Below are 26,356 nucleotides of genomic sequence, written 5' to 3' on the forward strand. Positions count from 1 at the left end.
GGAGTGCTTTTTAATAGAACTGAATGAGTGTGATGACCTCGGCAATTTTGTTGACGCCCTCTTGCAGGGGCTTGGAAATCATACCTCGAATGAAGGGATTCAACTCGGCGCGGAGGGTGATTTTCATGGCCGTGTTGTCTTCGGGGGTGGGGAGCAGCTGTATCCAGATAAAGAAGGGTATGGGCGACTCCACCGTTTCGAGCTTGATGGTTTTGTGGGGTTCCCTTTCGACAATGCGCAGGGCAATGTTCCCGGCCGGGCTGGCCGAGAATTTGCAGTTGTCGCGGTCGCAATGGAAATCGGATATTTTGTCTTCGGGGATTCTGTCGCGCAGGCGTTCGAGGTTGGAAAGGTCGGACAACATCTCAAATACCGTCTCGACATTTGCCGCGATGGTTTTTACAGGGCTTTCAAAGGAGGTCATCGGTTTAAAGTCTGTTTTAAAGAAAATCTTGAATTATTTCCCGGCGTTCCAGGAGGCGGGGTCTTTGCGCCACTCTTTCAGTGTTTCGAGGTCGTCGTCGGTGATGTATCCGGTTTTGAGGGCGGCTTCGAGCACGGCTTCGTAGTTGCTGAGGGTGACGACATCGACCTTGGCGGCTTTGAACCGTTCTTCGGCGACGGGGAAACGGTAGGAGAAGATGGCGGCCATACCCACTACTTCACAGCCCACGTTGCGTATGGCTTCGACGGCTTTGAGGCTGCTGCCGCCCGTGGAGATGAGGTCTTCGATGACGACGACGCGTTGGCCGGGAATCAAGTTTCCTTCGATGAGGTTTTCGAGGCCGTGGTCTTTGGGGGCCGAACGCACATAGACATAGGGTAATCCCAGTTGCTCGGCGATGAGGGCGCCTTGCGCGATGGCTCCGGTGGCGACGCCGGCAATGGCGTCGATGTTTTCAAACCGCTCCAAGATGAGGCGGCAGAGTTCTATTTTGATAAAGCTCCGTATGGCGGGATACGAAAGCGTTTTTCGGTTGTCGGTGTAGATGGGCGATTTCCAGCCCGATGCCCAAGTGAACGGCAATGCGGGTTGCAATTTTACGGCACTGATTTTCAATAATTTCTCAGCAACTAAACGCTCCAATGTTTTCATAATTTTCCTTTTTTATTCGATGGGGTATAGGGGTTGTTGAAATGCCGGATTGGCATTTTGCGGCACACAAAGATAGTGAAAAGAACGAGAATAGAAAAAATAAAAAAGGAAATTTCGTACACTATTTTTAACGGGCGAATGAGAGGGCAAAAAGTGATATGCCGGCCGGTTTGGCGGCCTGTAATGCCTCGGTGCAGGCCAGGAGTGTGGCTCCTGTCGTGACGATGTCGTCGACAAGGAGGATATGACGGCCGGTGCAGGTGTGCCTGGGCGAGAGAACAAAGATGTCGCGGGTGTTGAGCCAGCGTTCGTAGAGGGAGAGGTGAGTCTGCGACGGATTGGATTTGCGGCGTATGAGGCTGTGGGTGTCGACGGCGATGCCGCTCACGTCGGCAATGCCGCGGGCAATCCATTCGCTTTGGTTGTAGCCGCGCTTCCGCAACCGGGAGCGGTGCAGGGGAACGGGTATGATGAAGTCGATGTCGTCGAGTTGCCCGCTTGCGCGAAGCTCCCGGGCATAGAACTGTCCCAAGTAGCGGGCGCATTCTTTCCCGTTGTGGTATTTGATGTGGTGCAGCAGATTCCGGTAGCCGGAGTGGGGGGTGGAATAAAACAGGGCAAAAGCGGCGTCGATGTCGGCTTTCCCCCTGAACAACTGTTCCATGGCATGTTCCGTCTCTTCGTGGAATTTGGTGCGCGGCAGGTGTTGCAGGCAGTGCAGGCACAAGTGCGGCTCGTCGCTTTGCAGCCGTCGGCCGCATACGACGCACAAGCGGGGAAACAGCAGGTCGAGAAGGGCGTCAGTCGTCATACGATGTTTCATGGTCGTTCTCTCCGCAAATGGGGAAGACAATCCCCGGTTCAAATCCCCGGGACAGGGCAAAACGCACCAGCTTGGCTCGCTCGGACGGGTTCCCGGTGTTCCCGAGTTGTTGCCGTTTGCGGTCCAGTAACTCGTGCAGTCCGGCACGGTATGCTTCCTCGTCGATGTGCGAGAGGGCATCGGCAATGGCTTCGCCCGATATTTTTTTTTGCCGCAGGGCGGCCGCGATTTTCAGTCGCCCCCAGCGGTCGAACCGTATCTTGTCGTGCACATAACTCCGGCAATAACGCGCCTCGTCGATGTAGCCTTCGCGTTTGAGATGTTCGATGATGTTGGAGGCGGCTGTGGGGGGAATGCCCCAGCCGGCCAGTTTTTCTTCGATTTCGTTCGCACATCTTTCGGCCGTGGAACAGAGGGCTGCTGCCCGGTAGAGGGCTTCGTCGGGGGTGAGGGGTTTTTTCATCGGGGCAAATGGGTTTATCGGGTGGCCGTGACGAATCGCTCACGATTTGACAAGTCGCGGATAATCGTGACGTGGCCAAATCCTTCGGCGCGAAGCCGGTCGGCGGTCGCCGAGGCGAAAAGCGGATTGATTTCGAGGTAGAGTTTCCCTCCCGGGTGCAGGAGCTGCCGGGCGGTGATGGCAATGGCGCGATAGAACAGCAGCGGGTCGTTTTCGGGAACGAACAGGGCCGTATGCGGTTCGTGGTCGAGAACCTGCGGTTCCATGTCGGCCATTTCCGAGGGGACGATGTAAGGCGGGTTGCTGACGATGAGGTCGCAACTGCCGTGCTCTTCGGTCGGGGGCGTGTAGTGCAAGATGTCGCGTTGCAGAAACGTTACCCGGGTACCTAAGTCTCTGTTGTTCTTTTCGGCAATGCGCAACGCGTCGGCCGAGATGTCCCACCCCTCGACCCGGCAATCGGGAAAGTGGTGGGCGAGGGTGATGGCGATGCAGCCGCTTCCGGTGCCGATGTCGATGGTTTTTGAAGGTCGTTTTTCTTTGTTTTCATCAACGACAAGAGCTGTCAGTTCCTCGGTTTCGGGGCGCGGAATGAGTACGCCGGGAGCCACGCCGAAACGCAGCCCGCCGAAACGGGTGTGTCCCAAGATATATTGAATCGGCTCGTGCTGCCGGAGTTTTTCGACGATAACTTCGATTTTTTTTCGGCTACTTTCGTCCAAAATCTTATCTTTGTGCAAGATTACCTCCACGGGAGAGAAGCCGCACACCTCTTCCCACAAAATGCGGGTCAGGGCGCGTATCTCTTCGGGCGGGTAGAGGCCATCGAGCGAGTCTTTGATATATCGGGTTGTCTTTTGCATGACACAAAGATAGCGAAAGGCGAGAGCAGAAACAAACAAGAAAACGAAGTTTTCGAGTTTGACTATGCCGAGCCGTCTCCTGTCTTCTGAAAAGATAGCGAAAGGCGAGAGCAGAAACTGGCGGGAAAACGAAGTTTTCGAGTTTGACTATGCCGAGCCGCCTCCTGTCTTCTGAAAAAATCACTTTTTTTCCGCTCGGTGTGACACGGTAATTTTTAACGACAGCAAAAAATAGAACGATGGAAAATCGGGAGAATGATATGCAATATATGCGGCGTTGTCTGCAACTGGCCGCCTGCGGCCGTGGGCGGGTGTCGCCCAACCCCATGGTGGGTGCGGTCATCGTGTGTGACGGGAAAATCGTGGGAGAAGGGTATCACCGGCAATTCGGCGGGCCCCATGCCGAGGTCAATGCCGTGGCATCGGTGCGTGACCCCGAGTGCCTCTCCCGCTCCACACTCTATGTCTCGCTCGAACCCTGCTCCCATTATGGCAAGACGCCGCCGTGCAGCCGGCTGATCATCGAGAAGAAAATACCCCGTGTCGTCGTGGGGTGTCTCGACCCGTTCCCCTCGGTTTCGGGTCGGGGGGTCGCCATGTTGCGGGAAGCCGGTGTGGAGGTCGTCACCGGGATGCTCGAAGCCGAATGCCGGGCTTTGAATGCCGCGTTTATGACGGCCCATGAGCGGCAGCGGCCCTATGTCGTCTTGAAGTGGGCGCAGAGCCGCGACGGTTTTATCGACCGCCGCCGCCGACCCGAGGAGGCTCCGTGTCGCTTCTCCGACGCGCAGACTTCGCTCTTCGTCCATCGTCTGCGGGCCGGGTGCGATGCCATATTGGTGGGCGCACGCACAGCGTGGCTCGATAACCCCACACTCACTTTGCGGCTGTGGCCGGGACGTCGTTCCCCGCTGCGGGTCGTCCTGGGAAAAAATATCGCACTACCACCCTCATCGCCGCTGCTCACCGACGGCCTGCCTACCGAGCTGGTGACCGGTTCTGAGCCTGATGCCTCCTTGCTGCCCCCGAATGTGCATTATTCGGTGCTCGATTTTTCACAGCCCGTCGTTCCTCAACTGTTGGCGTCGCTTTATCGCGAGGGGGTTACCTCCTTGTTGGTGGAGGGCGGTGCCGCCACCTTGCAATCGTTTATCGATGCCGGTCTTTGGAACGAGGCTCATGTCGAGACGGCACCCTTTGATTTGGACGACGGAGTGCGGGCGCCCCGGCTTGTCTCGGCAGCCCTTTCGGGTGTCACGGAATATGGCTCTCGCAGGGTCGAGCACTATGTGCGGTCCGAAAATTTGTCATAAAGACACAAATCGTCCTGCTTTATTTATAAATTATTATAATAATCTCGGTGCGAAGAAGAAAAAGCCGAAAATCTTTCTAATTTTGCAACCTTGTATCAAGTAATCTCTTTCGCAAGAATGAAACTATCGAGACTTTTTCTGTTGCCGGTTTGCATCGGACTTTTGTTGTGCGGCTTTTCGGCCTGCAATTCTGATGACGATTCCGATCTCATATACACGTCCTATACCAACACGATGGTGCGCACCTTTGCTCTGTCTCCCGACATTACGGTGCTCACCAATCTGGCGTATCGCTATTTTACCATCGACCTCGTGAACGGGCGGATTTTCAACCCCGATTCGCTGCCTTATGGGACCGATGTCTCGGCGCTTGTGCTCGATATGACCTTCGATTCGCCGTCGAGTGTCGAAATTACCGTTCTCAACAAGGACGACGGTTCCTTGCTCAAAACCATCGATTATCTCGAAAACGAAGACGATTCCATCGACTTCAACAACGATGTGAAGATGAAGGTCGTGGCGGCCGACGGGGTTACCTCGCAAGATTACAGCATCGAGGTGCGCGTGCATCGTGTGCAGGCCGACTCGCTGGTGTGGGCGACTTTGGGTGCCAATACCCTGCCCACGTTGCTTGACGACCCCCAAGAACAGAAAACTCTCTCTTTCGGCGGGAAAGCCTACTGCTTTACCACCGATGGCGCGGCATATAACTTGGCCACATCATCGGCTCCCGCCTCGGAATGCAATGTCGCCGCCTTCACCCCGTGGGGCGATACCCTGTCGGTAAGCACGCTGGTGGCCTCGGCCGACACGCTCTTTGCCCTGTGCGGCGCGCCCGATGCCGATGGCAATCAGCAGTTGTGCCGTTCGACCGACGGTCTCTCGTGGAGCCCCGTGCCCGATGCCCGTTTCTCGGCGCTTATCGGTATGTGGGAACAACGGCTCACCGGCGTGGTAGCTTCGGCTTCGGGGTATCATCACGCCACCTATGAAAGCGGTACGACGACCGTGGACGCACTCATCGACGAGGACTTCCCCATATCGGGATTCAGTAGTACGGTCGCATACGCCGATTCTTCTTACGGCACATCGCAAATTTATTTCTTCGGCGGCCGTTGTGCCGACGATTCCTATTGCGGCCATATCTGGGCCTATGACGGAGAACGTTGGGCCGCCATTTCCAATGTCGGCATTGCGGGCGGTGCCGGAGCTACGGTTTCGCCCCGCGAAGGCGCTCTCTTCTTTGCCTATTACAACGACGAGTACGATGCCGAGTCGGATTACTTCATTCGCAAAACCTACTATTATATATTGGGCGGGAAAGATGCCTCGGGACTCCGTAACGACCTTTATTACACCAACACGTTGGGAGGATATTGGGAACAGGCCGCCAAAGGCACCCCGCTTTATGTGTCGAACATGGGCTTTACCTCCCGCGCTTTCGCTTCGGCCTACATTCGCGAGGAGCCGGCTTCGGTCACCGGCCAGTCTCTCTCGACGTGGCGATGGGCCGAGACACCCTATCTCGGCCGCATGACCCGCAGCGGCGACGAGCCGGTGCCTTATGTCTATGTCTTTGGCGGATATGACAGGAACGGCAACCTGCTCGACGAGATATGCCGCGGAGTCATTCTGCGCTTTACCTTTTAGTAATGAAGGTGAAAATAGTGGGGAGTAGGGATAATTTTTTCGGCCGGAGTTGCGTTTCTCATACATGAGACTTGAAACGAGGAACTTGAATATGAGAAAATGGTGGATCATACAACTCTTGGTGTTGGGTACTTGGCTGCCCCTCTCGGCCCAAGAGTATCTCTACGAAATAGGTGCCGCGGCCGGCATGGGGGTCTATATCGGTGATATCAACACCCGACCCTTCCACAATCCCGGCGGTGCCTACGGCGTGATGTTCCGTCAGCACATCAATTACCGGTGGGCATTGAAATACAACGTGTCGATGGCACGCATGAAAGGGTCGACCGAAGGCTGGGACAACGTCCTGCCGGGGAACGCCCAATATGAGTTCAGCCGGCCGCTGCTCGACTTCGGGGCACAGGCCGAGTTCAACTTCTTTCATTACGGGGTGGGAGAGTCCTACAAAGGAACGCGCCGCTTCTCACCCTATATCGTGGCCGGTCTCGGTTTTTCCGCCGTGCCGCGGAAAGGCGACGGATATTTCAGCCTGCAAATTCCCATGGGAGTCGGCCTGAAATACAAAATCGCCCGGCGTTGGAACATCGGATTGGAGTTTACCATGCGCAAGACTTTGGGCGACAAGCTCGACGGCAAGCAGCTCGATGACCCCTATCACATTACCAGTGCGGCGTTCAAGAACACCGACTGGTATTCGTTCACGATGATTTCCATTACCTACGACATCGGTCGCAAGTGTGTCGATTGCAATCCGTCGAGTGCCTTCTGAGAGGCCCCGGCGACAATATATGAACCTAATTTAGACAATAGAGAACATGTCGCTCAAAGACAGCATAGATAAAAACCGCCTGCCCCGCCATATCGCCATCATCATGGACGGTAACGGCCGCTGGGCCAAGGAACGCGGGAAAGATCGCTCTTACGGCCATCGCCAGGGCGTAGAGTCGGTGCGTACCATAACCCGGGCTGCCGGGAACCTGGGAATCGAATATCTCACCCTCTATACCTTCTCGACCGAGAACTGGTCGCGTCCGCAGGAGGAGGTCGATGCCCTCATGGCCCTCATGGTCATGGCCATCGAGCAGGAGACGCCCGACCTGATGAAAAACAACGTGCGCCTCACGGCCATCGGCGACCTCGACCGCATGCCCGCCGAGGTGCGGGAGCGTCTCGACCGGTGTATGCAGCAGACGGCCGCCAATACGGGCCTCACGCTGGTGTTGGCCCTGAGTTACTCGGCGCGGTGGGAGTTGGTGCGTGCCGCCCGGGAGTTGGCCGCGCGTGTGGCCCAAGGCCGGTTGCAGCCGGAGCAAATCGACGAGGCGATGCTCTCGTCGGCCCTGACGACCCGTGCGATTCCCGACCCCGACCTGTTGATACGCACCGGGGGGGAGTGCCGCATCAGCAATTTCCTTTTGTGGCAGGCTGCCTATGCCGAGCTCTATTTCACCCCCCAGTATTGGCCCGACTTCGACGAGGAGAGCCTCTACAAAGCCATTTGTGATTATCAGTCGCGCGAACGCCGCTTCGGAAAAATCAGTGAACAATTATGATGCCAACACACTCTTGCCAAATATCATTCGGGAAAGTCGGCTTGCTGGTCGTGCTTCTCTTTTTCTTATTCCTTCCCACCCCTGCGGTGGCCCAACTCGCGGAGACGGGTGCTCCGGTCGATACGATTTACAATCCGGCCATCGACTATGGTGCCCTGCCCCGAAAATATGAGATAGCCGACATTACCGTGTCGGGAGCCACCGACAATTACGAAGATTTTGTCATCATCGGATATTCGGGCCTTTCGGTGGGCGATGTCATCGAGATTCCCGGCGAAGCCATCACCAATGCCGTTCAACGGTTTTGGAAACAGGGCCTCTTTTCCGACATTGCCATTTCGATAACCAAGGTGGCCGGCAACAAGGTGTGGCTCAACATTGCCCTGCAACAACGCCCCCGCATCTCGCAGGTCAACTACATCGGCATAAAAAAGTCGGAACGCGAAGAACTTGAACAACGCCTCGGCCTGATAAAAGGCAACCAGATTACCCCCAACCTCATCGACCGGGCCAAACTCCTCATCAAACGCTATTACGACGACAAGGGTTTCAAGAATGCCGAAGTCACCATCTATCAGAAAGATGACCTCTCGCACGAGAATCAGGTCATTGTCGACATCGACATCGACAAGAAAGAAAAAATCAAGGTACACAAGATCTATTTCACCGGCAATACGGTGCTGAGCGACCGCAAGCTGCACCGCACGATGAAAAAGACCAGTCAGCGCAAATATCTGCCCACGCTCTTCCGTCCCAAGAAGTTCGTGCCCGAACGTTATGCCGAGGACCTCGAACTCATTATCGGGAAGTACAACGAGCTGGGTTATCGCGATGCCGTGATACTCTCCGACAGTGTCGTGCCCTATGACGAAAAAACGGTCGACATCTACATCGATCTCGAAGAGGGCGACCAATACTTTATCCGCAACATCAACTGGGTGGGGAATACCGTCTACACGACCGACCAGCTCAACCGTGTCCTGCGACTCGAACCCGGTGACGTCTATAACCAGAAACTGCTCAAAGAGCGCACCGAGACCGACGAAGATGCCATATCGACCATCTATATGGACAACGGTTACCTCTTCTTCCAAATCACCCCCATAGAGAATAATGTCGTGAATGACTCCATCGACCTCGAACTTTCGATACTCGAAGGTCCACAGGCCACCATCAACAAGGTGACCATTACCGGTAACGACCGCCTCTATGAGCATGTCGTGCGTCGGGAGTTGCGTACGCTGCCGGGAGAACTCTTCAACCGTTCGGAGCTGATGCGTTCGATGCGTGAAATCATGCAGTCGGGGCATTTCAATCCCGAGACGATGGACGTGAAACCCGAGCCCAATTACGAGAACGGTACCGTAGACCTTACCTATGTGCTCGAATCGAAAGCCAACGATCAGGTCGAGCTCTCGGCCGGTTGGGGACAGACCGGTATCATCGGCCGGTTGAGTTTGAAGTTTACCAACTTCTCCATAAAGAACCTGCTCAACCCCAAGACCTATAAAGGCATCATACCGCAGGGCGACGGTCAGACCCTTACCCTCAGCGTGCAGACCAATGCCCGCTATTACCAGTCTTACAGCATGTCGTTCTTCGAGCCGTGGTTTGGCGGCAAACGCCCCAACTCGTTCAGCTTCTCGGTCTATTACAGTAAATCGACCGCGTTGAGTACCTCGTTCTACAACGACAACTATTACAGCTACTACGACTACCTCTACGGCTACAATTCGAGCGCATCGGATTATACCTATGCCATCGACCCCGACAAGTATATCAAACTCTTCGGCGTCTCGGTCGGCTTGGGACAGCGACTTACTTGGCCCGATGACTACTTCACCTTCTCGGCCGACCTCAGTTACCAGTTGTATAAGCTCAAAAACTGGGAGTACCTCTTCCGCATGCAGAACGGTACGTCGCACAGCATCACGTTGGGACTCACCTTGGCGCGTAACTCCATCGACAATCCCTACTACACGACCCGCGGTTCGCAGTTCTCCTTCTCGGTGCAACTCACGCCGCCCTATTCGCTCTTCGACAATACCGATTATGCGTCTCTCGATATTACCAACGCCGATGACCAGCAGAAGATGTACCGTTGGATTGAGTACCACAAGTGGAAGTTCAACAGCAAATTCTTCCTCCCCCTCGCATCGTTCGGTTTCGGAGAAGACAAAACCTATACGCTCGTGATGATGGGACGTTTCGATTTCGGAATCCTCGGTTCTTACAACCAATACAAGAAATCGCCCTTCGAGACCTTCTATGTGGGCGGTGACGGCATGACCGGGTCGTCCTACAACTATGCCACCGAGACGATAGCCCTGCGTGGTTATGAGAACGGAGCCCTCACTCCCTACGGAAAAGAGGGTTATGCCTACGCCCGTTTGGGTGCCGAGTTGCACTTCCCCGTGCTGATGCAAGGCTCTACCATCATTTATGCGTTGGCATTTGCCGAGGCGGGTAATGCCTGGACCGAGGTAAAAGAAGTCAATCCTTTCAAACTGAAACGCTCGGCCGGTGTGGGTGTGCGCATCTTCCTCCCGATGATAGGTCTCATGGGTATCGACTGGGGATATGGTTTCGACAAGGCTTTGCCCACGTCGGCCAAGATCAGCGGCAGCCAGCTCCACTTCATCTTGGGACAGGAGTTCTGATGAGGAGCCCGGCAGAACAGGATACAAAACCGATTGTTGTATAAGAAAAACTCAAACCCTAAAAAGAAAGCCTATGAAACGAATCGTTCTTTTAGTGGCTGTATTGGCTTTTGGCCTTGTCGGGGCCAATGCGCAAAAGTTTGCCCTCATCGACATGGAGTATATTCTCAAAAACATACCGGCCTATGAAATGGCCAATGAGCAGTTGAAGCAAATCTCCCTCCGTTGGGAAAAGGAGATTACCGACCAGGCTCAGAAAGTGGAAGAGATGTATAAGGAGTATCAGTCCAATGCCGTGTTCCTTACCGATGCCCAGAAGCAGCAGAAGGAAGAGGAGATACTGGCACAAGACAAGGCCACGCAGGATTTGCGCCGGAAGTATTTCGGCCCCGAAGGCGAGCTCTACAAGAAGCGTGAGAGTCTCATGAAACCCATACAAGACGACATCTATGAAGCCGTGAAATCGATTTCCGAAGGGAAGGGTTACCAGATGGTCATAGACCGGGCTTCGTCGGCAAACATTATTTTTGCCTCGCCGCGCATCGACATCAGCAACGAAGTACTGACGAAGTTGGGTTATTCCAAATAATTTACCTACATTTGCCCTATCGAAACGACAACAAAAAAACATAATAATAACACCATATCATGATTAAGAAACTTTTTATTCTTGCTTTCCTGGCATTGCCTTTGAGCCTTGCCGCCCAAAACCTTAAATTCGGAACCGTAAACACCGTCGATGTATTCAACCTCATGCCCGAGAAAGCCACGGCCGAGAAACAACTCGAAGACCTCTCGAAGCAATACGAGAACGAATTCATGAAGATGCAGGAAGAGTTTACCAACAAGTACAAGGACTTCGTCAACAGCCAAGATTCCATGCCCGAGAACATCAAGCAACGTCGCATGCAGGAAATTCAGGAAATACAACAACGCATTCAGAATTTCCGCGAAGTGGCTACCGGTGACCTCGAAGAGCAACAGGCCAAACTCTTGGCTCCCCTGCAAGAGAAAATCTCCAATGCCGTGAAGGCTGTCGGCCAGGAAAACGGCTTCACCTTCATCTTCGACATGAGCATTCCTTCGGTGCTTTATGCCGGAGGCCAAGCCATTGATGCGACGCCCCTGGTGAAAGCAAAATTGGGATTGCAATAAAAACAACCGGCATTGCGGCCGTCTAACCCGAAAAAAAATTTTTGCGTGAAAGATATGCCGACATTCCTGCCAGACCACCGTCCCGGACCTATCGGAATTTTCGATTCGGGCTACGGTGGTCTGACTATCTTGGAAAAAATCCGAAAAGTGCTGCCCGAGTATGATTACATCTACTTGGGCGACAATGCGCGGGCCCCTTATGGAACCCGTTCGTTCGAGGTCGTGTATGAGTTTACCCGCCAAGCCGTGGTCAAGCTCTTCTCCATGGGGTGCCGCCTGGTGATACTTGCCTGCAACACGGCATCGGCCAAGGCGTTGCGCTCGATACAGCAACTCGATTTGCCGCAGATTGCGCCCGACCGCCGCGTCTTGGGCATAATCCGCCCCACCGCCGAGATTGTGGGAAACGTCACCCGCACCGGCCGGGTGGGAGTCCTCGCCACGCTCGGCACCATACAGTCTTGCTCATATACCCTCGAAATCAAGAAACTCTACCCGCATATACAAATCTTCGGTGAAGCCTGCCCCATGTGGGTGCCCTTGGTCGAGAACCGCGAATACGACACGCCGGGAGCCGACTATTTCATCAAGAAATACATCGACGAACTCATGGCCCAAGATGCGCACATCGATACCGTGATACTTGCCTGCACCCATTACCCGCTCCTGCTTCACCAGATACGCCGTTATCTGCCCGAGGGAGTCGAGCCGCTGGTTCAGGGCGATATTGTGGCCGAGAGTCTCAAAGACTACCTGCGACGCCACCCCGAGATGGAACAACGTTGCCAGCGAGGAGGAGAATGCACGTTCTACACCACCGAGTCGCCCGAGAAATTTTCGACCCTTGCCTCGATATTTTTACAGAAAAAAGTGACGGTAACCCGTCTTACCCTCGAATAATAGTCTTATGGCACAAGTACGCATCAACAAGTATATCAGCGACACCGGTTTTTGCTCCCGTCGCGAAGCCGACAAGTTGGTCGATGACGCCCGCGTCGAAGTCAACGGTGCGGTCGCCTTGCCCGGTACCAAGGTCTTGCCCGGTGATACCGTGCGCATCGACGGTGAGATATTGCGTCCCAACCCCGAATCCTTTGTCGAGCGCCCCAAGTTGCCGAAACCCAAGAAACGCCCCCTCCCGCATTACCCCGTGGAGGAAGAAGAGACCTCCCCGACCCGTCGCTCTCATCGCGGCACCCGCGGCGGTCTCCGCAACAAGGTCGACCGCGAAGAGCCGTTCAAACCGCATAACGGACGTCCCCGCCGCTCGGGGTCGAAAAAAGACGACGGGCACTCTCCCCGCCGACATTGATTGTTTCCCGTAAAATAACGAAGAAAGAAATGTCACACACCCTCGAAATCGAAGAGCGCATCGTGAAGATGTTGCGCACCGTATATGATCCCGAAATCCCGGTCAATGTCTACGACCTCGGCCTCATCTACAAAGTCGATGTCGATGATGACGCCCATGTCGTCATCGATATGACCCTCACGGCTCCCAACTGTCCCGCGGCCGACTTTATCGTCGAAGACGTAAAACAGAAAATCGAAAGTGTCGAAGGGGTCGCTTCGGCACAAATCAACCTTGTCTTCGAACCCGAGTGGAACAAGGACATGATGAGCGAAGAGGCCAAACTCGAACTTGGTTTCCTCTGATAGCCCGATAACCTTTCCGCTCCGATGCCCAGCCCCATGAGAACGAACGTCTATTTTCTCTCCGACCTGCATTTGGGAACACGCACGCTCACGCACGACCAGCAGTTGGAGCAGGAACGGCGTGTCGTGCGCTGGCTCGACACCATCAAGCACGATGCCGCGACCGTCTACCTCTTGGGCGACATTCTCGACTACTGGTATGAATACAAGTATGTCGTGCCTCGCGGATTTACCCGTTTCTTCGGCAAAATCGCCGAGCTCACCGACAGCGGGGTCGAGGTGCATTGGTTCATCGGAAACCACGATATTTGGATTTTCGATTATCTCCCCGCCGAGTTGGGGGTCATTGTGCACAAGTCGCCCTGCCTGGTGTCGCTGGGGCGTTACACGGCCTATTTGGCCCACGGCGACGGATTGGGGCGCACGCCGTTTTCCTTCCGCCTGATACGGGCCATTTTTCACAGCCGTTTCTGCCAGATACTCTATTCGGCCATTCACCCGCGTTGGACGGTTGCCTTCGCCCACCGATGGTCGTCGCACAGCCGCAAACATGGCGATGACCTGCCTTATCAGGGAGAAGACGATGAGTTCCTGGTGCGGTATGCCAAGGAGTACAGTCGCGAAAATCCTTCGCCGCATATCGACTTCTTTATCTTCGGGCATCGCCACATCATGCTCGACTTGATGCTCGCCCGCGACTGTCGGGTCGTGATACTCGGCGATTGGATTCACCATTTTTCTTATGCCCGTTTCGACGGCGAACAACTGTTTCTCGAACAATACATCGAAGGGGAGACCTGTTGAGAGGTCTCCCCTTCGTCTTTTTACGCTCCCGGTCGGGAGCCGTTATTTGCCTTTGAAAATCTTGTCGAGAAAATCGGCCATGTATGACACCGTGTCGTCGAACCACGGACGGAAGAACCAATAGGTGTGTGGCGTGTCGTCGAAGGTATGCACCTCGGTGTAGATGCCGAGGGCATGCAGTTGCTCGATGGCTTCGTCGCGGCCATTGTGGAAGCGTGGTATCGAGCTGTTGATGAAGCACACCGGCGCCGATTGCCGGCCTATCCAGAAGAGGGCCGAGGCGCCTTTCCAGTTATCGGGTTGCTCTTCGTAGGTGCCCCCCAGCCAAATGGCGTCGACCGGCAGCGTCGTCCCCTTTTTGCGGGCTTCGCGGGCGCGCCCCACCGACTCCTCGGTGACGAAAGAGGAGATGCCGTCCATGTTGATGACGGCTCCTATTTTGCCGCTTTTGTTCTGTGTGCCGAGAAGCATGGCCAGCTGGCCGCCGGCCGAACAGCCCGACACGGCAATCTTCTTGCGGTCGATGCCATATCGCTTGGCATTCTTGTAAATCCATGTGATGGCATCTTCGAGGTCTTCGACCCCGGCGGGATAGAGCGCTTCGGGTATCAGTCGGTATTCGACGGGAATGGTTACATACCCCCGGGCGGCGACTTGCTGCGCCAGGGGGACTTGCAATTCGGGGCTTCCCGAGTTCCAACCGCCGCCGTGAATCATGAGCAGGACGGGATATTTCTTGTCGTCGTCGGGGCGATAGATGTTCATTTTCAGCGCATGTTCACCCCATGGGTTCGACACGGTCTTGTAGGTCACCCCTTCGTAGGCGCGCACCCCCTCGGGGAGGGAGGTTCTTACCGGTTCGATGTAGGGACGGTATTTCCGTTCTTTCTTGTAGGTGCCGTCGAGGGTGAACGAGGTGTCGCGCGGTACCCCGTCGATGATGACGGTTTGGGCGGTGGTTGTTGCAAACCACAGGAGGCAGAACGCGGTTGTGAGTAGGGAGGTTTTCATGAGTATGAAGGAGTGTAAGGAGACTGTCGTCTCGGTGAAAGATGATTGTGTCGGATAAAAAAACACCCTTGTGCCCGTCGGGCACAAGGGTGTAATAAGTGAGGGTCGATTATTTCATGACGATGTTTTGGGTGTCGAGGGCAATCATCAGCTCTTCGTCGGTGGGAATGACAACGACACGCACTTTCGAAGCCGGGGTGGAGAGCTCGACCTCTACGCCGTGCGATTTCTTGTTGAGTTCCTTGTCGATTTCCACGCCCATGAATCCGAGTTGGTTGCAGACGGCTTCGCGGGTAACGGCTTGGTTTTCGCCTACGCCGCCGGTGAAGACGATGACATCGACACCATTGAGGGCGGCCGCATAAGCGCCGACGTATTTGGCGATGCGGTATTCATACATCGTAAGAGCCAGTTTGGCTTTCTCGTTGCCTTGGGCAATGGCGCTTTCGATTTCGCGCATATCCGACGATACGCCCGAGATGCCCAGCACGCCGCTCTTCTTGTTGATGAGGGTCGAGATGCCTTTGTCGTCGAGACCTTCTTTCTCTTGAATGAATACGAGTGCGCCGGCATCGACGTCACCGCAGCGGGTACCCATCATGAGACCTTCGACCGGGGTGAGGCCCATCGAGGTGTCGACCGACTTGCCGTCTTTGATGGCCGTGATGGAGCCGCCGTTGCCGACGTGGCAGGTGATGATGCGTTGTTGCTCATAGGGGAGGTTCAGGAACTCGCAGGCACGGCGCGACACATAGCGGTGGCTGGTGCCGTGGAAACCGTAGCGGCGAATGCCGTATTTCTCATAGAGCTCATAAGGCAGGGCATACATGTAGGCATATTGCGGCATGGTCTGGTGGAAGGCCGTGTCGAACACGGCTACTTGCGGCACGTTGGGGAGAATCTTTTCAACGGCATCGATACCTTTGAGGTTGGCCGGGTTGTGGAGCGGGGCGATGTCGATGCATTCGATGATTTTTTCCTTGACGGCTTTGTCGATGAGTACCGACTGGTTGAACTTCTCACCGCCGTGTACGACGCGGTGGCCTACGGCGTTGATTTCTTGCAACGAGGCAATGCAACCGTATTCCTTGCTTACCAAGGTGTCGAGGATAAATTCGATGCCGACGGTGTGCTCGGGAATGTCTTTTTCGAGTACCACTTTCTCGCCGCTGGGGAGGGTCAGTTTCAAGAACGAGCCTTTCAACCCTATTTTCTCGATGCCTCCTTGTGCCAGTACGGCTTTGGTGTCGGTCTCGAACAGTTTGTATTTGATAGATGATGAACCGCAGTTCAGAACAAGTACTTTCATGATTTTAACGGAATGTGTGATGAATTACTTTTTCAGACCGATGGCTTGGTTGCAGGCGATGGCAATCATTTTGTAGACATCGTCGACCGAGCAGCCGCGCGAGAGGTCGTTGACGGGAGCGGCTATGCCTTGCAGAATCGGGCCGATGGCTTCGGCGCCGGCGAGACGTTGCACGAGTTTGTAGGCGATGTTGCCCACTTCGAGGGTGGGGAATACGAGAGCGGTGGCTCTACCGGCGATTTCGCTGCCGGGAGCTTTGCTTTGGCCTACCGAGGGAACGAGGGCGGCGTCGGCTTGCAGTTCGCCGTCGATGAGCAGTGTCGGGTCGAGCTCTTTGGCCATGCGGGTGGCTTCTACCACTTTGTCGACCATTTCGTCTTTGGCGCTGCCTTTGGTCGAGAAGCTCAGCATGGCGATGCGGGGTTCATAGCCGGCGATGATGCGGGCGGTTTGTCCCGTCGATACGGCAATCTGAGCCAGTTGTTCGGCCGTGGGGTTGGGCGTTACGGCGCAGTCGGCAAAGACCATGATGCCGTTTTCGCCGTATTGCTTGTTGGGGATAAACATGATGAATGCACCCGATACGACGCTGATGCCGGGAGCCGTCTTGATGATTTGCAGGGCCGGACGCAGCACGTTTCCGGTGGTGTTTTGGGCACCGGCTATCTCGCCGTCGGCATCGCCGCTCTTGATCATGAGGCAAGCCAGGTAGAGGGGGTTCTCCACCAGTCCGGCGGCTTGTTCTTCGGTCATGCCTTTTTTCTTGCGAAGCTCAAAAAGCAGGTTGGCATAAGCCTCTTTTTTCGGGTGGTTTGTGGGGTCGATAATGGTGGCTTTATCGATGTTCTTCAATCCGTTTTTCTCGGCAAGCGCTTTGATTTCGGCGGGATTTCCGAGAAGAATAATGTGGGCGACTTCGTCGGCAATGATTTTGTCGGCGGCCTTCAAAGTGCGTTCTTCGGTACCTTCGGGAAGAACGATGCGTTGTTTGTTCGCTTTGGCGCGAGCAACGATTTCGTCAATTAAGCTCATGGCTGAAATGATTTTATTGTTGTGTTATGTATAGTGTAAGCCAGACAAATGCTCTTGCAAAAGTAGGGGTAAAAATAACAACTTTTGTCCAAAATCCCAATAAAAAGGTAAAAATAATTTGCAACCGGCTGCAAAATAGCCCTTTGCCGCCTTCCTTCCATGCTTGAAGGCGGGACGTGCGGCACTCGGGGTTGGGGCTTTTCTCCGGTCGGAGGCGGGTCGGGAGGGAAGGAGGGTATGAGGCGTGCGTTAGAGCAGACCCAGGTGTTTCAGGGCTTTGGCGATGCCGTCGTTGTCGATGTCGTCGGTAACGTAGTCGGCGCTCTGTTTCACGGCGTCGCTCGCGTTTCCCATGGCGACGCCTGTCCCTGCATGGCGCAACATCGAGATGTCGTTGCCTCCGTCGCCGAAGGCCACGGTGTCGCGCAGGGCAATGCCGTAGTGGGCGGCAATGAGGTCGATGCCGTGCTGCTTGTTGTTGCCGCGCATGTTGATGTCGGCGAAGATGGGGCTCCAACGGTTCGACACGCAATGGGGTATGGCCTGCATCACGTCGGTTTCGTCGGCCTCGTCGGTGTAGAGGTTGATTTGTATGATGCGTTCGTTGGCGGCGACCTGTTCCATGTCGGCCGGCGTGGGTACGGGCAGGTCGAGCATGTTGGCTACCCGGGTCACGCGGTCGTCGATGCGGTTCACGGTGACGCGGTCGAGCCCCATGAACGAGAAGGAGTAGGGGCCGTGTTGCCGCTCGTGCCGGCACAGGGCGGCCAGTTCGTCGGCCGGTATGGCGTCGCAATAGATTTCTTCGCCGTCGGCCGTGAGGCAATAGCTCCCGTTGAAGGTGATGAACCCGTCGAACTGTGCGTCGCCCACTCCCTTGATGAGGTGCAGCGGGCGGCCGGTGGCGATGAATACCTTGTGCCCTTTCCGCCGCAGGGCGGCCAAGGCGTCGTAGGCCGAGGGCACGATTTCGTGGGTGCGGAAGCTGATGAGCGTGCCGTCGATGTCGAAAAAGAGGGCCTTACTCTGCATGGACGGAAAGTTCTTGGGCTATGCCCATGAGAATGGTCTTTGTGGCACCCGTGTGGGTGTAGATGTATGTAGCGGCGTTTTCTCCGCATTGGCGGCGGTATTCCTCTCCGTTCTCGAAGTGTTGCATGAGTTTCTCAAACTCGTCCGGGGTGGAAATGGAGAATGCCCCTTGGTCGGCGATGAGGTCCTTGGCTTCCTGGAATTTCCGGTAGTTGGGGCCGAATACGACCGGTATGCCATAGACGGCCGCTTCGGGTACGTTGTGTATGCCCACGCCGAAGCCGCCCCCGATGTAGGCCATCTGTCCGTATTGGTATATCGACGACAGGAGTCCGAAGCAGTCGACGATGAGGCAGTCGGCCGTGGCGGCTTCGGCTTCGTCGGTCTGGGTGTAACGCACGGCGGGGCGTTTCAGCTTGCCCAGTATCTCGGTAATGTGGCTCTCGTGTATCTCGTGGGGTGCGATGATGAGGCGCAGTTCGGGGTGGCGGTTGAAGTAGTCGATGAAAATATCTTCGTCCTTGGGCCACGAGCTGCCTGCGATGAGTACCTGCCGTCCGGCCGAGAAGGCTTCGGCGATGGGCAGCTTTTTGGCTTGTCGGCGTATGTCAACGACGCGGTCGAACCGGGTGTCGCCCACGACCGAGACGTTGTGTATGCCGATGCCGGCCAGCAACTCGCGCGACGTCTCGTTCTGCACATAGAGGTGGGCATAGGTGCGCAGCATGCGGCGGAAGAGCTCGCCGTAGGGGCGGAAGAATATCTGGTCGGGACGGAAGATGGCCGAGATGATGTAGGTGGGAATTTGCCGGCGGCGCAGTTCGCGCAGGTAATTTCCCCAAAACTCATATTTGATGAAAATGGCTATTGACGGTCTCAGCAGGTCGAGAAAGCGGCATACGTTGTGCGGCAGGTCAAACGGCAGGTAGCATACCAGGTCGGCCAACGGATAGTTTTTCCGCACCTCATAGCCCGACGGGGAGAAAAACGTGAGGGCGATTTTCTTGTCGGGGTATTGTTTTTTCAACTCCTCGATAAGGGGGCGTCCTTGCTCGAACTCTCCCAGCGACGAGGCGTGTATCCAGATGTATTCCCCCTCTTTCGTCACCTCCTTTTCGAGATAGGGGAAGATGGATTTCTGGCCTTCGGCCAGTTTGCGGGCTTTGGGGTTGCGCAGCGCGGCTATTTTCACCAACAGCCGGTAGGAGCGTATGCCTAAGTTGTAAAGCGCTTTTTTCATGCTTCGGCGGGTTCGGTATTTAGTCGTTGGCCGGTGTGATTCGTTCGAGGGCGACGCGCAGGCGGCGCAGCGTCTCTTCTTTGCCGATGAGCTCGGTGATGTCGAACATGTGCGGGCCGCGGCATTCGCCCACGACGGCCAGGCGGAAGGCGTTCATTACGTTGCCCATGTGGTAGCCGTTTTTCTCAATCCAGGGTATGACCACCTCTTCGGTGGCTTTCGACTCGAAGTCGTCGAGCCCTTCGAGCAGGGCGATGAGCTCCTGCATGATGGCCGGCGTCTCCGGTTTCCAGCGTTTCTTGATGGCTTTGGGGTCGTAGGTCTCGGGGGCTACATAGAAGAATGAGATTTGTTCCCACAACTCCTTGACAAAGCTGACGCGCTCTTTTACCAAGCCGATGATGCGGGCCAGCCGTGCCGGGTCGGGTTCTTCGACGTGGTGCTCGGCCAAGGTCGGGGCAAAGAGCTCGGCCAGCTCCTCGTCGCTCTTCTTTTGCAGGTATTTGTGGTTGAACCATTTGCCTTTTTCGTAGTCGAATCGGGCTCCGCTTTTGCTGCACCGTTCGAGCGAGAAGAGTTTTATCAGCTCGTCCATCGAGAATATCTCTTCGTCGTTGCCGGGGTTCCAGCCCAGCAGGGCGAGGAAGTTGATGACGGCTTCGGGCAGATAGCCGGCTTCACGGTAGCCCGACGATACTTCGCCGGTTTTGGGGTCGTGCCATTCGAGCGGGAAGACGGGGAATCCGAGGCGGTCGCCGTCGCGTTTGCTCAGTTTGCCGTTGCCTTCGGGTTTGAGCAGCAGCGGGAGGTGGGCAAAGCGGGGCATGGACTCTTCCCAGCCGAATGCCCGGTAGAGCAGCACATGGAGCGGTGCCGAGGGCAACCACTCTTCGCCGCGGATTACATGGCTCACCTCCATGAGATGGTCGTCGACGATGTTGGCCAGGTGGTAGGTGGGCAGGTTGTCGGCCGACTTGTAAAGCACCTTGTCGTCGAGTATCGACGAGTTGATGGTGACTTTGCCGCGAATGAGGTCGTCGACGACAACCTCTTCGCCCGGTTCTATTTTTATGCGCACGACGTAGGGGTGTCCCGATGCTATCAGCTTTTCGACCTCATCGGCGCTCATCGTGAGGGAATTGCGCATGCCGTTGCGGGTCGATGCGTCGTATTGGAAATTGGGTATTTCCTGGCGTTTGGCGTCGAGCTCGGCGGGGGTGTCGAAAGCGATGTAGGCTTTGCCGGCAGCCAGGAGTTGGTCGACATACTTGCGATAGATTTCCTTGCGCTCCGACTGGCGGTAAGGGGCGAAGTTGCCGCCGTAGCCCACGCCTTCGTCGAACTTGATGCCCAGCCATTCGAGGGCCTCGATGATATAGGCTTCGGCGCCCGGCACGAAGCGTTGTGAGTCGGTGTCTTCGATGCGGAGTATCATGTCGCCGCCATGTTGCTTGGCAAAGAGGTAGTTGTAGAGGGCAGTGCGCACACCGCCGATATGCAGAGCGCCCGTGGGACTCGGTGCAAAACGTACACGGACTTTTCTTTCTGTCGTTTCCATCGTTGATTGGGAAGTTTTATGTTCTTGGGAAGTGAAAAAGTTTCGGGGTTTATTTTTCTTCATCGAGCTCGCCGAGCAGTTTTTTGAGCTCCTCGTCGGTCTCGAAAAGGGTCTCCTTGCAGTATTTCAGCAAGGTCAGGGCGCGGGTCGTCAACTCTTTGATGGTTTCGATTTCGCAGGTGTCGTCTTGTATGCGGGCCACGATGGCTTCGAGTTCTTCCATGGCGGCGGCATAAGACGGTTTTTCGGTTTTCTCCATATTTATAAGATTATAAAATTTGCGATTCGCTGCACCCTTCGCCGAAAAAAGTGGTGATGTGGTCGCCCGGTTTCAGCTCCTGGGACGAGCGGACGCATTTCCCCTCTTTCAGGGTGAGCGAGTAGCCGCGGTTCAGGATATGCTGGGGCGACGACAGTCTCACGGTCTCTTCTCGCAGGGCGAGGCGTTGTCGTTCGTCGGCCATGCGGCGGTCGATGTTTTGTCGCAGCCGGGGCAGGAGTCCCGAGAGGAGGTTCTTCTCGATGACGATGCGGCGGTCGATGAGGGTGGGGAGCTGCCGGCCGAGGGCTTGTACCCGGTAGCTCTCGTTGTGCAGCCGTTCTTTGATGGCGGTCGAGATGGCGGCTTGCAGGTCGCAGGCTCGCCGATGAGCCTCGGCGGCCCGGCCGATGAGCCATTCGGCGGCGGCTGTCGGGGTTTTTACCCGCACGTTGGCGATGCTGTCGATGACCGTCTCGTCGCGGTCGTGCCCGATGCCTACCAGTATGGGCAGCGGAAACTGGGCCACGTTTTGTGCCAGCTCGTAGCTGTCGAAGCAGTTCAGATCCGAGGTGGCGCCGCCGCCGCGTATGATGACGACGCCGTCGAAGTGCTCCTCGTGGCGGTAGATGCGTTCGAGCGCCTCGATAATCGATTGCCCGGCGTGTGCTCCTTGCATGGCTGCTGCAAAGAGGGTGGTGTAGAAGCGGTATCCGTAGGCGTTGCGGTGCAACTGGTCGATGAAGTCGCCGTATCCGGCGGCCGTGGGCGAGGAGATGATGGCGATGCGACGGGGGAGCAGCGGCCAGGTGAGCTCCTTGTTCATGTCGATGATGCCCTCTTGGGTGAGCCGGCGCAGAATCTCCTGGCGTTGGCGGGCCATGTCGCCCAAGGTATATCGGGGGTCGATGTCGTGAATGGTGAGGGTGTAGCCGTAGACTTCGTGCAGGTCGATGCTCACCTCCACCAGCAGTTTGATGCCCGGTGCGATGTTTGTGCCCGTTTCGGCGGCGAAGTAGGCTTTCAGCATGCGGTACACCGTTGCCCAAATGACGGCGCGGGCTTTGGCCCGCATCTCTCCGGTCGTGGCGTCTTTGTCCACCAGTTCGAGGTAGCAGTGGCCCGAGTAGTTCTCTCTCGCCTCACTCACCTCGGCACATATCCAGTAACGGTCGGGCAGTGCGCCTTGCAACGTGTTGCGCACAAGGGTGTTGAGTTCATAAAGCGAGAGTTCTTTGCGGGTTGTCATCGTAGGAGGGGGTAGTGCGATTTCCGGTGGGGGTGCCGATGGATAAAAACATAAAAAGGAAGGCCACGCGAGCGGTCTTCCTTTTATGCTGTTGAAGGGGGCTGTTATCCGTTGAAGTCGTCCGATACGGTCAGTCTCTTTCTTCCTTTGGCACGACGGGCAGCCAATACGCGACGACCGTTGGCGGTAGCCATTCTTGAACGGAAGCCGTGTTTGTTTTTCTTCTTTCTGTTCGAGGGTTGAAATGTTCTTTTCATTGCCGTTATATTTTATCGTTATTTATTTGCGGAAAAAATTCGGAGTGCAAAAATAGAGACTTTTTTTGAATAAACCAAGAGATAATTCATTTTTGCACAATTCTTTTTGAGATTTTGCCGATTTCTCTTACTTTTGCAGGCAGAAAAAATTTTAATTCAACCCTATATTGTTATGATTAACGCACAAGACATTAAAAACGGAACGTGTATCCGTATGGACGGAAAGCTCTATTTCTGTATCGAATTTTTGCATGTAAAACCCGGAAAAGGAAACACTTTCATGCGTACGAAATTGAAAGATGTGGTCAACGGGTATGTGCTTGAACGTCGTTTTAACATCGGCGAAAAACTCGAAGACGTGCGCGTAGAGCGTCGTCCCTATCAGTTCTTGTACAAGGAAGGTGATGATTATATCTTTATGAATCAGGAAACCTTCGAGCAACACCCCATCGCACATGACCTGATTACGGGTGTCGACTTCCTCAAAGAAGAAATGGTCGTGGAGGTGGTTTCCGACGCTTCGACCGAAACCATTCTTTATGCCGAGCTTCCCGTGAAAGTGGAACTCGAAGTGACCTATACCGAGCCCGGCATCAAGGGCGATACCGCCACCAACACGCTGAAACCGGCTACGGTCGAGACGGGTGCTACCGTGCGTGTTCCTCTCTTTATCAACACCGGCGACAAAATCCGTGTCGATACCCGCAGCGGCGAATACATCGAAAGAGCCAAATAATTTTTTTGATATGATTTTTTCGGGAGGTTCTCCTTCCGAGTATGGTGAGTGCGGCACAGCTCAAAGCTGTGCCGCACTTTTTATTTTCTCCTTTTTCTAAATATTATTGGGCCGATGGCGTTTGAGGAAAAAAGTTTATATTTGTAAAAACCTCAAAGCCATGAAACATCGTTTCTTAATCCATACGTTTCTTTCCCTGTTTTTTGCATTCCCTCTCTTATTGTCGGCCCAGGTCGACAGCAGCATATTGGCGATGGCCGATTGGGTGAAGGCGTACAACCGGTTCGGGAAGTACAATCCGCAGGAGAAGGTCTACCTGCATTTCGACAACACGGGCTACTACTTGGGCGAGACCATGTGGTTTGCCGCCTATGTGGTCACCGCGCCGCAGTTGCGACCCACCGAGATGAGTAAGGTGCTCTATGTCGAGTTGCTCACCCCCGAAGGGCGCATCGTCGAGACAAAGAAGTTGAAGATAGAGGAGGGGCGGTGTCATAATGGATTTGAATTGTCTCCGGCTCAGTTGTCTCCCGGTTTTTATGAAGTGCGGGCCTACACGCGGGTGATGCTGAATTGGGAAGAGACCTATTTCAGTCGGGTGTTTCCGATTTTTAATAAACCCGAGAATGAAGGCGATTACCAAATGAGAATGATCCGTATTCCTAAAAGCCGTCGTTATCCCGAATATCGAAAGACGTCGGAAAAACGAAATGATGTGAACCTGAGCTTCTACCCCGAAGGCGGGGAGATGGTCGAAGGATTGCCCGGCCGGGTAGCCTTCAAGGCCGTCGACGACGAAGGTTGCAGCGTGGCGGTGAGCGGCACCGTGTACGACTCCGACGAGCGCCCCGTCGCGACACTGGAAACCCGTCACCAGGGCATGGGAAGCTTTACCCTCACCCCCGGCAACAAACCCTGCCGTGCCGAAATCAGCTACAACGGCAAGACCTACCGCTACACCCTGCCCGAGGCCAAGGCCGCCGGCTACACGCTCGGGGTCGACAACAGCGACCGGGACAGCCTGCACATCAAGATAAGGCGAAGCCGAGACATCGAAGGCGGGTGGGTAGGTCTCACCGTCAGCTGCCGGGGCATCGCCCACGCCTTCGAAGTCGCCGACCTGCGCGGACGGGAAGAAGCCGAGCTGCATCTGAGCAAGGCCGACTTTCCCGCCGGCGTGCAGCAAATCACGCTCTTCACCCCCGCAGGCGAAGTCCTGGGCGAGCGGTTGGCCTACCACCAGAGAGAAGACCAACAGCTGCACATCACCGTCGACGGACAGAAAAGCAGCTATCGTCCCTACGAAAAAATCTCGCTGCCGCTGCATGTCACCGACGCGGAGGGCGTCCCGGTGTCGACGACCCTGTCGGTATCGGTGCGCGATGTCGGCACCGAGATACCCACGCACTACGCCGGCACGCTGTCGACCAACCTGCTGTTGGAGTCCGACGTAAAGGGATACATCGAAGACATCGGATACTACTTCGAGGCCGACGACGCCGAACACCGGGCGGCGCTCGACCTGTTGCTGCTGGTACAGGGCTGGCGGCGTTACGAGTGGCGTCAGCAGGCCGGCGTGGAACCCTTCGAGCCCGCCCACCGGGTCGAAGAGGGCATCATGGTTCAGGGACAAGTGCTTGATTACAAGATTACAGGTAGTGAACCTATACCCAATAGTGAGGTCTCGGTATGGATTTATTCAGAATACGGAACCAGTCATAATACGATGTTGACCGACTCAGCAGGACGATTTGCATTTTTGTGTAAAGACGATATGACAGGGTGGGTCGATTTGGTGTTGCGTACGCGTAGTGCCGATTCCAAAGGTCGCATGAAAAATCGTTCTTATTTGGTGGAACTTGATAGAACGTTTTCTCCACAAGGTCGTACATACTATCATGAGGAGATAACATTGGCTCCATCGCAAACAGGTATAATATATGAAGAGATAATAGATGCAGATACGGATATAGATACTTCTGATGAGCATTTCGATGAGCAGCTGTCGGATTCGATAAAAGTTCATCAGTTGTCCGAGGTTGTTGTTAAGGCAAAACGGGAATACTATGGATTCCCGCAAATTGTCTACGATGTGAGTCGGGAAAACGATAAACTCATTGATTGTGGTGAGTATAGGGATATGCCCGATGATATTCAAGAATTTTTGGTGCGTGTGAATCCCTTGTTCCGTTTTTCATCAAATGGTACGTTGTGGTATAAAGGAAAGGCGGTAAGTTTTATGCCACGCCCCATGGGGCGACCGTATAGCAGTATCAATGACATAGACAGTATGGAGATATTGGAAAACTATATACCCATTGAAGCCCTTAAATATTGGGAAGGAGAGATGCTTGATTTTTCACGTTTCGTTTATGTGGTGCTGCATATAAAATCGCCGACTGAACAGCAACGTGAAAAGAAAGGTTATCGTCGCACAAGTTTGCAGGGCTATTCCGTTGCAAGACAATTTTTTGAGGTCGATTACAGCAAAGGACACTTGCCCGACGAGGCAGACTACCGTCGCACGCTCTATTGGAATCCGGCGTTGGAGACCGACTCTCTCGGTCGCGCCTATGTCGACTTCTACAACAACAGCCATGCAACGCGCCCGCGCATCGAGGCCGAGACCCTCACCCC

Annotated in this window: 27 protein-coding genes; 13 read left to right on the forward strand and 14 right to left on the reverse strand. The window is 55.1% G+C overall.

What is annotated here, in order from left to right; genetic code table 11:
- Positions 1–10: 10 nt before the first annotated feature.
- The 5 genes from IAD09_08085 to prmC form a co-directional block, all read right to left on the reverse strand.
- Positions 11–424 carry an SRPBCC family protein gene (locus tag IAD09_08085; protein ID HIT82177.1) on the reverse strand — a complete coding sequence of 138 codons (414 nt, stop codon included), beginning with the start codon at positions 422–424 and terminating at the stop codon, positions 11–13.
- 33 nt (positions 425–457) lie between these two features.
- Entirely contained in the window at positions 458–1,096 is a 639-nt protein-coding gene (locus IAD09_08090) for an orotate phosphoribosyltransferase (GenBank protein HIT82178.1), read from the reverse strand.
- A gap of 127 nt (positions 1,097–1,223) precedes the next feature.
- Complete coding sequence (locus tag IAD09_08095; GenBank protein HIT82179.1) at positions 1,224–1,760, reverse strand: ComF family protein; 537 nt, start codon at positions 1,758–1,760, stop codon at positions 1,224–1,226.
- Positions 1,761–1,896: 136 nt separating this feature from the next.
- On the reverse strand, positions 1,897–2,382 hold the full coding sequence (locus IAD09_08100) for a RecX family transcriptional regulator (GenBank protein ID HIT82180.1): 486 nt from the start codon (positions 2,380–2,382) through the stop codon (positions 1,897–1,899).
- A 14-nt stretch (positions 2,383–2,396) separates the two neighbouring features.
- Positions 2,397–3,245 (reverse strand): peptide chain release factor N(5)-glutamine methyltransferase, encoded by an 849-nt coding sequence (prmC, locus tag IAD09_08105; GenBank protein HIT82181.1) that lies wholly within the window; start codon positions 3,243–3,245, stop codon positions 2,397–2,399.
- Between the two features lie 239 nt (positions 3,246–3,484).
- On the opposite strand from prmC, the gene ribD reads away from it, so the two are divergent.
- From ribD to IAD09_08160, 11 genes are all read left to right on the forward strand, one after another.
- Positions 3,485–4,558 carry a bifunctional diaminohydroxyphosphoribosylaminopyrimidine deaminase/5-amino-6-(5-phosphoribosylamino)uracil reductase RibD gene (ribD, locus tag IAD09_08110; protein ID HIT82182.1) on the forward strand — a complete coding sequence of 358 codons (1,074 nt, stop codon included), beginning with the start codon at positions 3,485–3,487 and terminating at the stop codon, positions 4,556–4,558.
- 117 nt (positions 4,559–4,675) lie between these two features.
- Positions 4,676–6,208, forward strand: coding sequence for a hypothetical protein (locus IAD09_08115; protein HIT82183.1), 1,533 nt, complete (start codon positions 4,676–4,678; stop codon positions 6,206–6,208).
- A gap of 91 nt (positions 6,209–6,299) precedes the next feature.
- Positions 6,300–6,977 carry a hypothetical protein gene (locus IAD09_08120; protein ID HIT82184.1) on the forward strand — a complete coding sequence of 226 codons (678 nt, stop codon included), beginning with the start codon at positions 6,300–6,302 and terminating at the stop codon, positions 6,975–6,977.
- Between the two features lie 46 nt (positions 6,978–7,023).
- Entirely contained in the window at positions 7,024–7,761 is a 738-nt protein-coding gene (locus tag IAD09_08125; GenBank protein ID HIT82185.1) for an isoprenyl transferase, read from the forward strand.
- Positions 7,761–10,421, forward strand: coding sequence for an outer membrane protein assembly factor BamA (gene bamA / locus IAD09_08130; GenBank protein ID HIT82186.1), 2,661 nt, complete (start codon positions 7,761–7,763; stop codon positions 10,419–10,421). Before IAD09_08125 ends, bamA begins: the two co-directional genes overlap by 1 nt.
- Before the next feature lie 73 nt (positions 10,422–10,494).
- Positions 10,495–11,010, forward strand: coding sequence for an OmpH family outer membrane protein (locus IAD09_08135; GenBank protein ID HIT82187.1), 516 nt, complete (start codon positions 10,495–10,497; stop codon positions 11,008–11,010).
- A gap of 62 nt (positions 11,011–11,072) precedes the next feature.
- Positions 11,073–11,576 (forward strand): OmpH family outer membrane protein, encoded by a 504-nt coding sequence (locus tag IAD09_08140; protein ID HIT82188.1) that lies wholly within the window; start codon positions 11,073–11,075, stop codon positions 11,574–11,576.
- 54 nt (positions 11,577–11,630) lie between these two features.
- Positions 11,631–12,476, forward strand: coding sequence for a glutamate racemase (murI, locus tag IAD09_08145; protein ID HIT82189.1), 846 nt, complete (start codon positions 11,631–11,633; stop codon positions 12,474–12,476).
- Between the two features lie 7 nt (positions 12,477–12,483).
- Positions 12,484–12,888 (forward strand): hypothetical protein, encoded by a 405-nt coding sequence (locus IAD09_08150; GenBank protein HIT82190.1) that lies wholly within the window; start codon positions 12,484–12,486, stop codon positions 12,886–12,888.
- 29 nt (positions 12,889–12,917) lie between these two features.
- Complete coding sequence (locus IAD09_08155) at positions 12,918–13,232, forward strand: SUF system Fe-S cluster assembly protein (protein HIT82191.1); 315 nt, start codon at positions 12,918–12,920, stop codon at positions 13,230–13,232.
- 24 nt (positions 13,233–13,256) lie between these two features.
- Positions 13,257–14,036 (forward strand): UDP-2,3-diacylglucosamine diphosphatase, encoded by a 780-nt coding sequence (locus IAD09_08160; GenBank protein HIT82192.1) that lies wholly within the window; start codon positions 13,257–13,259, stop codon positions 14,034–14,036.
- A 42-nt stretch (positions 14,037–14,078) separates the two neighbouring features.
- Here the strand turns inward: IAD09_08160 and IAD09_08165 are convergent, their stop codons facing one another.
- From IAD09_08165 to rpmH, 9 genes are all read right to left on the reverse strand, one after another.
- The gene (locus IAD09_08165) at positions 14,079–15,047 is read right to left on the reverse strand and encodes an alpha/beta hydrolase (protein HIT82193.1); all 969 of its coding nucleotides are present in this window, start codon (positions 15,045–15,047) and stop codon (positions 14,079–14,081) included.
- A 109-nt stretch (positions 15,048–15,156) separates the two neighbouring features.
- Positions 15,157–16,356 carry an acetate kinase gene (locus tag IAD09_08170; GenBank protein HIT82194.1) on the reverse strand — a complete coding sequence of 400 codons (1,200 nt, stop codon included), beginning with the start codon at positions 16,354–16,356 and terminating at the stop codon, positions 15,157–15,159.
- Between the two features lie 24 nt (positions 16,357–16,380).
- Positions 16,381–17,388 carry a phosphate acetyltransferase gene (gene pta / locus IAD09_08175; protein HIT82195.1) on the reverse strand — a complete coding sequence of 336 codons (1,008 nt, stop codon included), beginning with the start codon at positions 17,386–17,388 and terminating at the stop codon, positions 16,381–16,383.
- Between the two features lie 249 nt (positions 17,389–17,637).
- Positions 17,638–18,420, reverse strand: coding sequence for a Cof-type HAD-IIB family hydrolase (locus IAD09_08180; GenBank protein ID HIT82196.1), 783 nt, complete (start codon positions 18,418–18,420; stop codon positions 17,638–17,640).
- A complete protein-coding gene (locus IAD09_08185; GenBank protein HIT82197.1) occupies positions 18,410–19,660 on the reverse strand; it encodes a 3-deoxy-D-manno-octulosonic acid transferase in 1,251 nt (416 codons plus the stop codon). Before IAD09_08185 ends, IAD09_08180 begins: the two co-directional genes overlap by 11 nt.
- Before the next feature lie 19 nt (positions 19,661–19,679).
- Entirely contained in the window at positions 19,680–21,218 is a 1,539-nt protein-coding gene (locus tag IAD09_08190; protein HIT82198.1) for a glutamate--tRNA ligase, read from the reverse strand.
- Positions 21,219–21,267: 49 nt separating this feature from the next.
- Positions 21,268–21,477 (reverse strand): exodeoxyribonuclease VII small subunit, encoded by a 210-nt coding sequence (gene xseB / locus IAD09_08195; protein HIT82199.1) that lies wholly within the window; start codon positions 21,475–21,477, stop codon positions 21,268–21,270.
- A gap of 10 nt (positions 21,478–21,487) precedes the next feature.
- Positions 21,488–22,726 (reverse strand): exodeoxyribonuclease VII large subunit, encoded by a 1,239-nt coding sequence (gene xseA, locus IAD09_08200; protein ID HIT82200.1) that lies wholly within the window; start codon positions 22,724–22,726, stop codon positions 21,488–21,490.
- Between the two features lie 104 nt (positions 22,727–22,830).
- Positions 22,831–22,983: a 50S ribosomal protein L34 gene (gene rpmH / locus IAD09_08205; protein ID HIT82201.1), complete on the reverse strand. Its 153-nt coding sequence runs from the start codon at positions 22,981–22,983 to the stop codon at positions 22,831–22,833.
- A 172-nt stretch (positions 22,984–23,155) separates the two neighbouring features.
- Here rpmH and efp point away from each other — a divergent pair, with 172 nt between their 5' ends.
- On the forward strand, positions 23,156–23,719 hold the full coding sequence (efp, locus tag IAD09_08210; GenBank protein ID HIT82202.1) for an elongation factor P: 564 nt from the start codon (positions 23,156–23,158) through the stop codon (positions 23,717–23,719).
- A gap of 160 nt (positions 23,720–23,879) precedes the next feature.
- Positions 23,880–26,356 (forward strand): hypothetical protein (locus IAD09_08215; protein ID HIT82203.1); only part of this gene is annotated, 2,477 nt, incomplete at its 3' end.

This window comes from Candidatus Caccoplasma merdavium, assembly GCA_018715595.1.
Taxonomy (GTDB): Bacteria; Bacteroidota; Bacteroidia; order Bacteroidales; family UBA11471; genus Caccoplasma; species Caccoplasma merdavium.

Excerpts from the sequence above, each read along its gene's own strand:
- IAD09_08085 (HIT82177.1), bottom strand. The coding sequence starts at position 424 with ATGACCTCCTTTGAAAGCCCTGTAAAAACCATCGCGGCAAATGTCGAG.
- IAD09_08090 (HIT82178.1), bottom strand. The coding sequence starts at position 1,096 with ATGAAAACATTGGAGCGTTTAGTTGCTGAGAAATTATTGAAAATCAGT.
- IAD09_08095 (HIT82179.1), bottom strand. The coding sequence starts at position 1,760 with ATGGAACAGTTGTTCAGGGGGAAAGCCGACATCGACGCCGCTTTTGCC.
- IAD09_08100 (HIT82180.1), bottom strand. The coding sequence starts at position 2,382 with ATGAAAAAACCCCTCACCCCCGACGAAGCCCTCTACCGGGCAGCAGCC.
- prmC (HIT82181.1), bottom strand. The coding sequence starts at position 3,245 with ATGCAAAAGACAACCCGATATATCAAAGACTCGCTCGATGGCCTCTAC.
- ribD (HIT82182.1), top strand. The coding sequence starts at position 3,485 with ATGGAAAATCGGGAGAATGATATGCAATATATGCGGCGTTGTCTGCAA.
- IAD09_08115 (HIT82183.1), top strand. The coding sequence starts at position 4,676 with ATGAAACTATCGAGACTTTTTCTGTTGCCGGTTTGCATCGGACTTTTG.
- IAD09_08120 (HIT82184.1), top strand. The coding sequence starts at position 6,300 with ATGAGAAAATGGTGGATCATACAACTCTTGGTGTTGGGTACTTGGCTG.
- IAD09_08125 (HIT82185.1), top strand. The coding sequence starts at position 7,024 with ATGTCGCTCAAAGACAGCATAGATAAAAACCGCCTGCCCCGCCATATC.
- bamA (HIT82186.1), top strand. The coding sequence starts at position 7,761 with ATGCCAACACACTCTTGCCAAATATCATTCGGGAAAGTCGGCTTGCTG.
- IAD09_08135 (HIT82187.1), top strand. The coding sequence starts at position 10,495 with ATGAAACGAATCGTTCTTTTAGTGGCTGTATTGGCTTTTGGCCTTGTC.
- murI (HIT82189.1), top strand. The coding sequence starts at position 11,631 with ATGCCGACATTCCTGCCAGACCACCGTCCCGGACCTATCGGAATTTTC.
- IAD09_08150 (HIT82190.1), top strand. The coding sequence starts at position 12,484 with ATGGCACAAGTACGCATCAACAAGTATATCAGCGACACCGGTTTTTGC.
- IAD09_08155 (HIT82191.1), top strand. The coding sequence starts at position 12,918 with ATGTCACACACCCTCGAAATCGAAGAGCGCATCGTGAAGATGTTGCGC.
- IAD09_08160 (HIT82192.1), top strand. The coding sequence starts at position 13,257 with ATGCCCAGCCCCATGAGAACGAACGTCTATTTTCTCTCCGACCTGCAT.
- IAD09_08165 (HIT82193.1), bottom strand. The coding sequence starts at position 15,047 with ATGAAAACCTCCCTACTCACAACCGCGTTCTGCCTCCTGTGGTTTGCA.
- IAD09_08170 (HIT82194.1), bottom strand. The coding sequence starts at position 16,356 with ATGAAAGTACTTGTTCTGAACTGCGGTTCATCATCTATCAAATACAAA.
- pta (HIT82195.1), bottom strand. The coding sequence starts at position 17,388 with ATGAGCTTAATTGACGAAATCGTTGCTCGCGCCAAAGCGAACAAACAA.
- IAD09_08180 (HIT82196.1), bottom strand. The coding sequence starts at position 18,420 with ATGCAGAGTAAGGCCCTCTTTTTCGACATCGACGGCACGCTCATCAGC.
- IAD09_08185 (HIT82197.1), bottom strand. The coding sequence starts at position 19,660 with ATGAAAAAAGCGCTTTACAACTTAGGCATACGCTCCTACCGGCTGTTG.
- IAD09_08190 (HIT82198.1), bottom strand. The coding sequence starts at position 21,218 with ATGGAAACGACAGAAAGAAAAGTCCGTGTACGTTTTGCACCGAGTCCC.
- xseB (HIT82199.1), bottom strand. The coding sequence starts at position 21,477 with ATGGAGAAAACCGAAAAACCGTCTTATGCCGCCGCCATGGAAGAACTC.
- xseA (HIT82200.1), bottom strand. The coding sequence starts at position 22,726 with ATGACAACCCGCAAAGAACTCTCGCTTTATGAACTCAACACCCTTGTG.
- rpmH (HIT82201.1), bottom strand. The coding sequence starts at position 22,983 with ATGAAAAGAACATTTCAACCCTCGAACAGAAAGAAGAAAAACAAACAC.
- efp (HIT82202.1), top strand. The coding sequence starts at position 23,156 with ATGATTAACGCACAAGACATTAAAAACGGAACGTGTATCCGTATGGAC.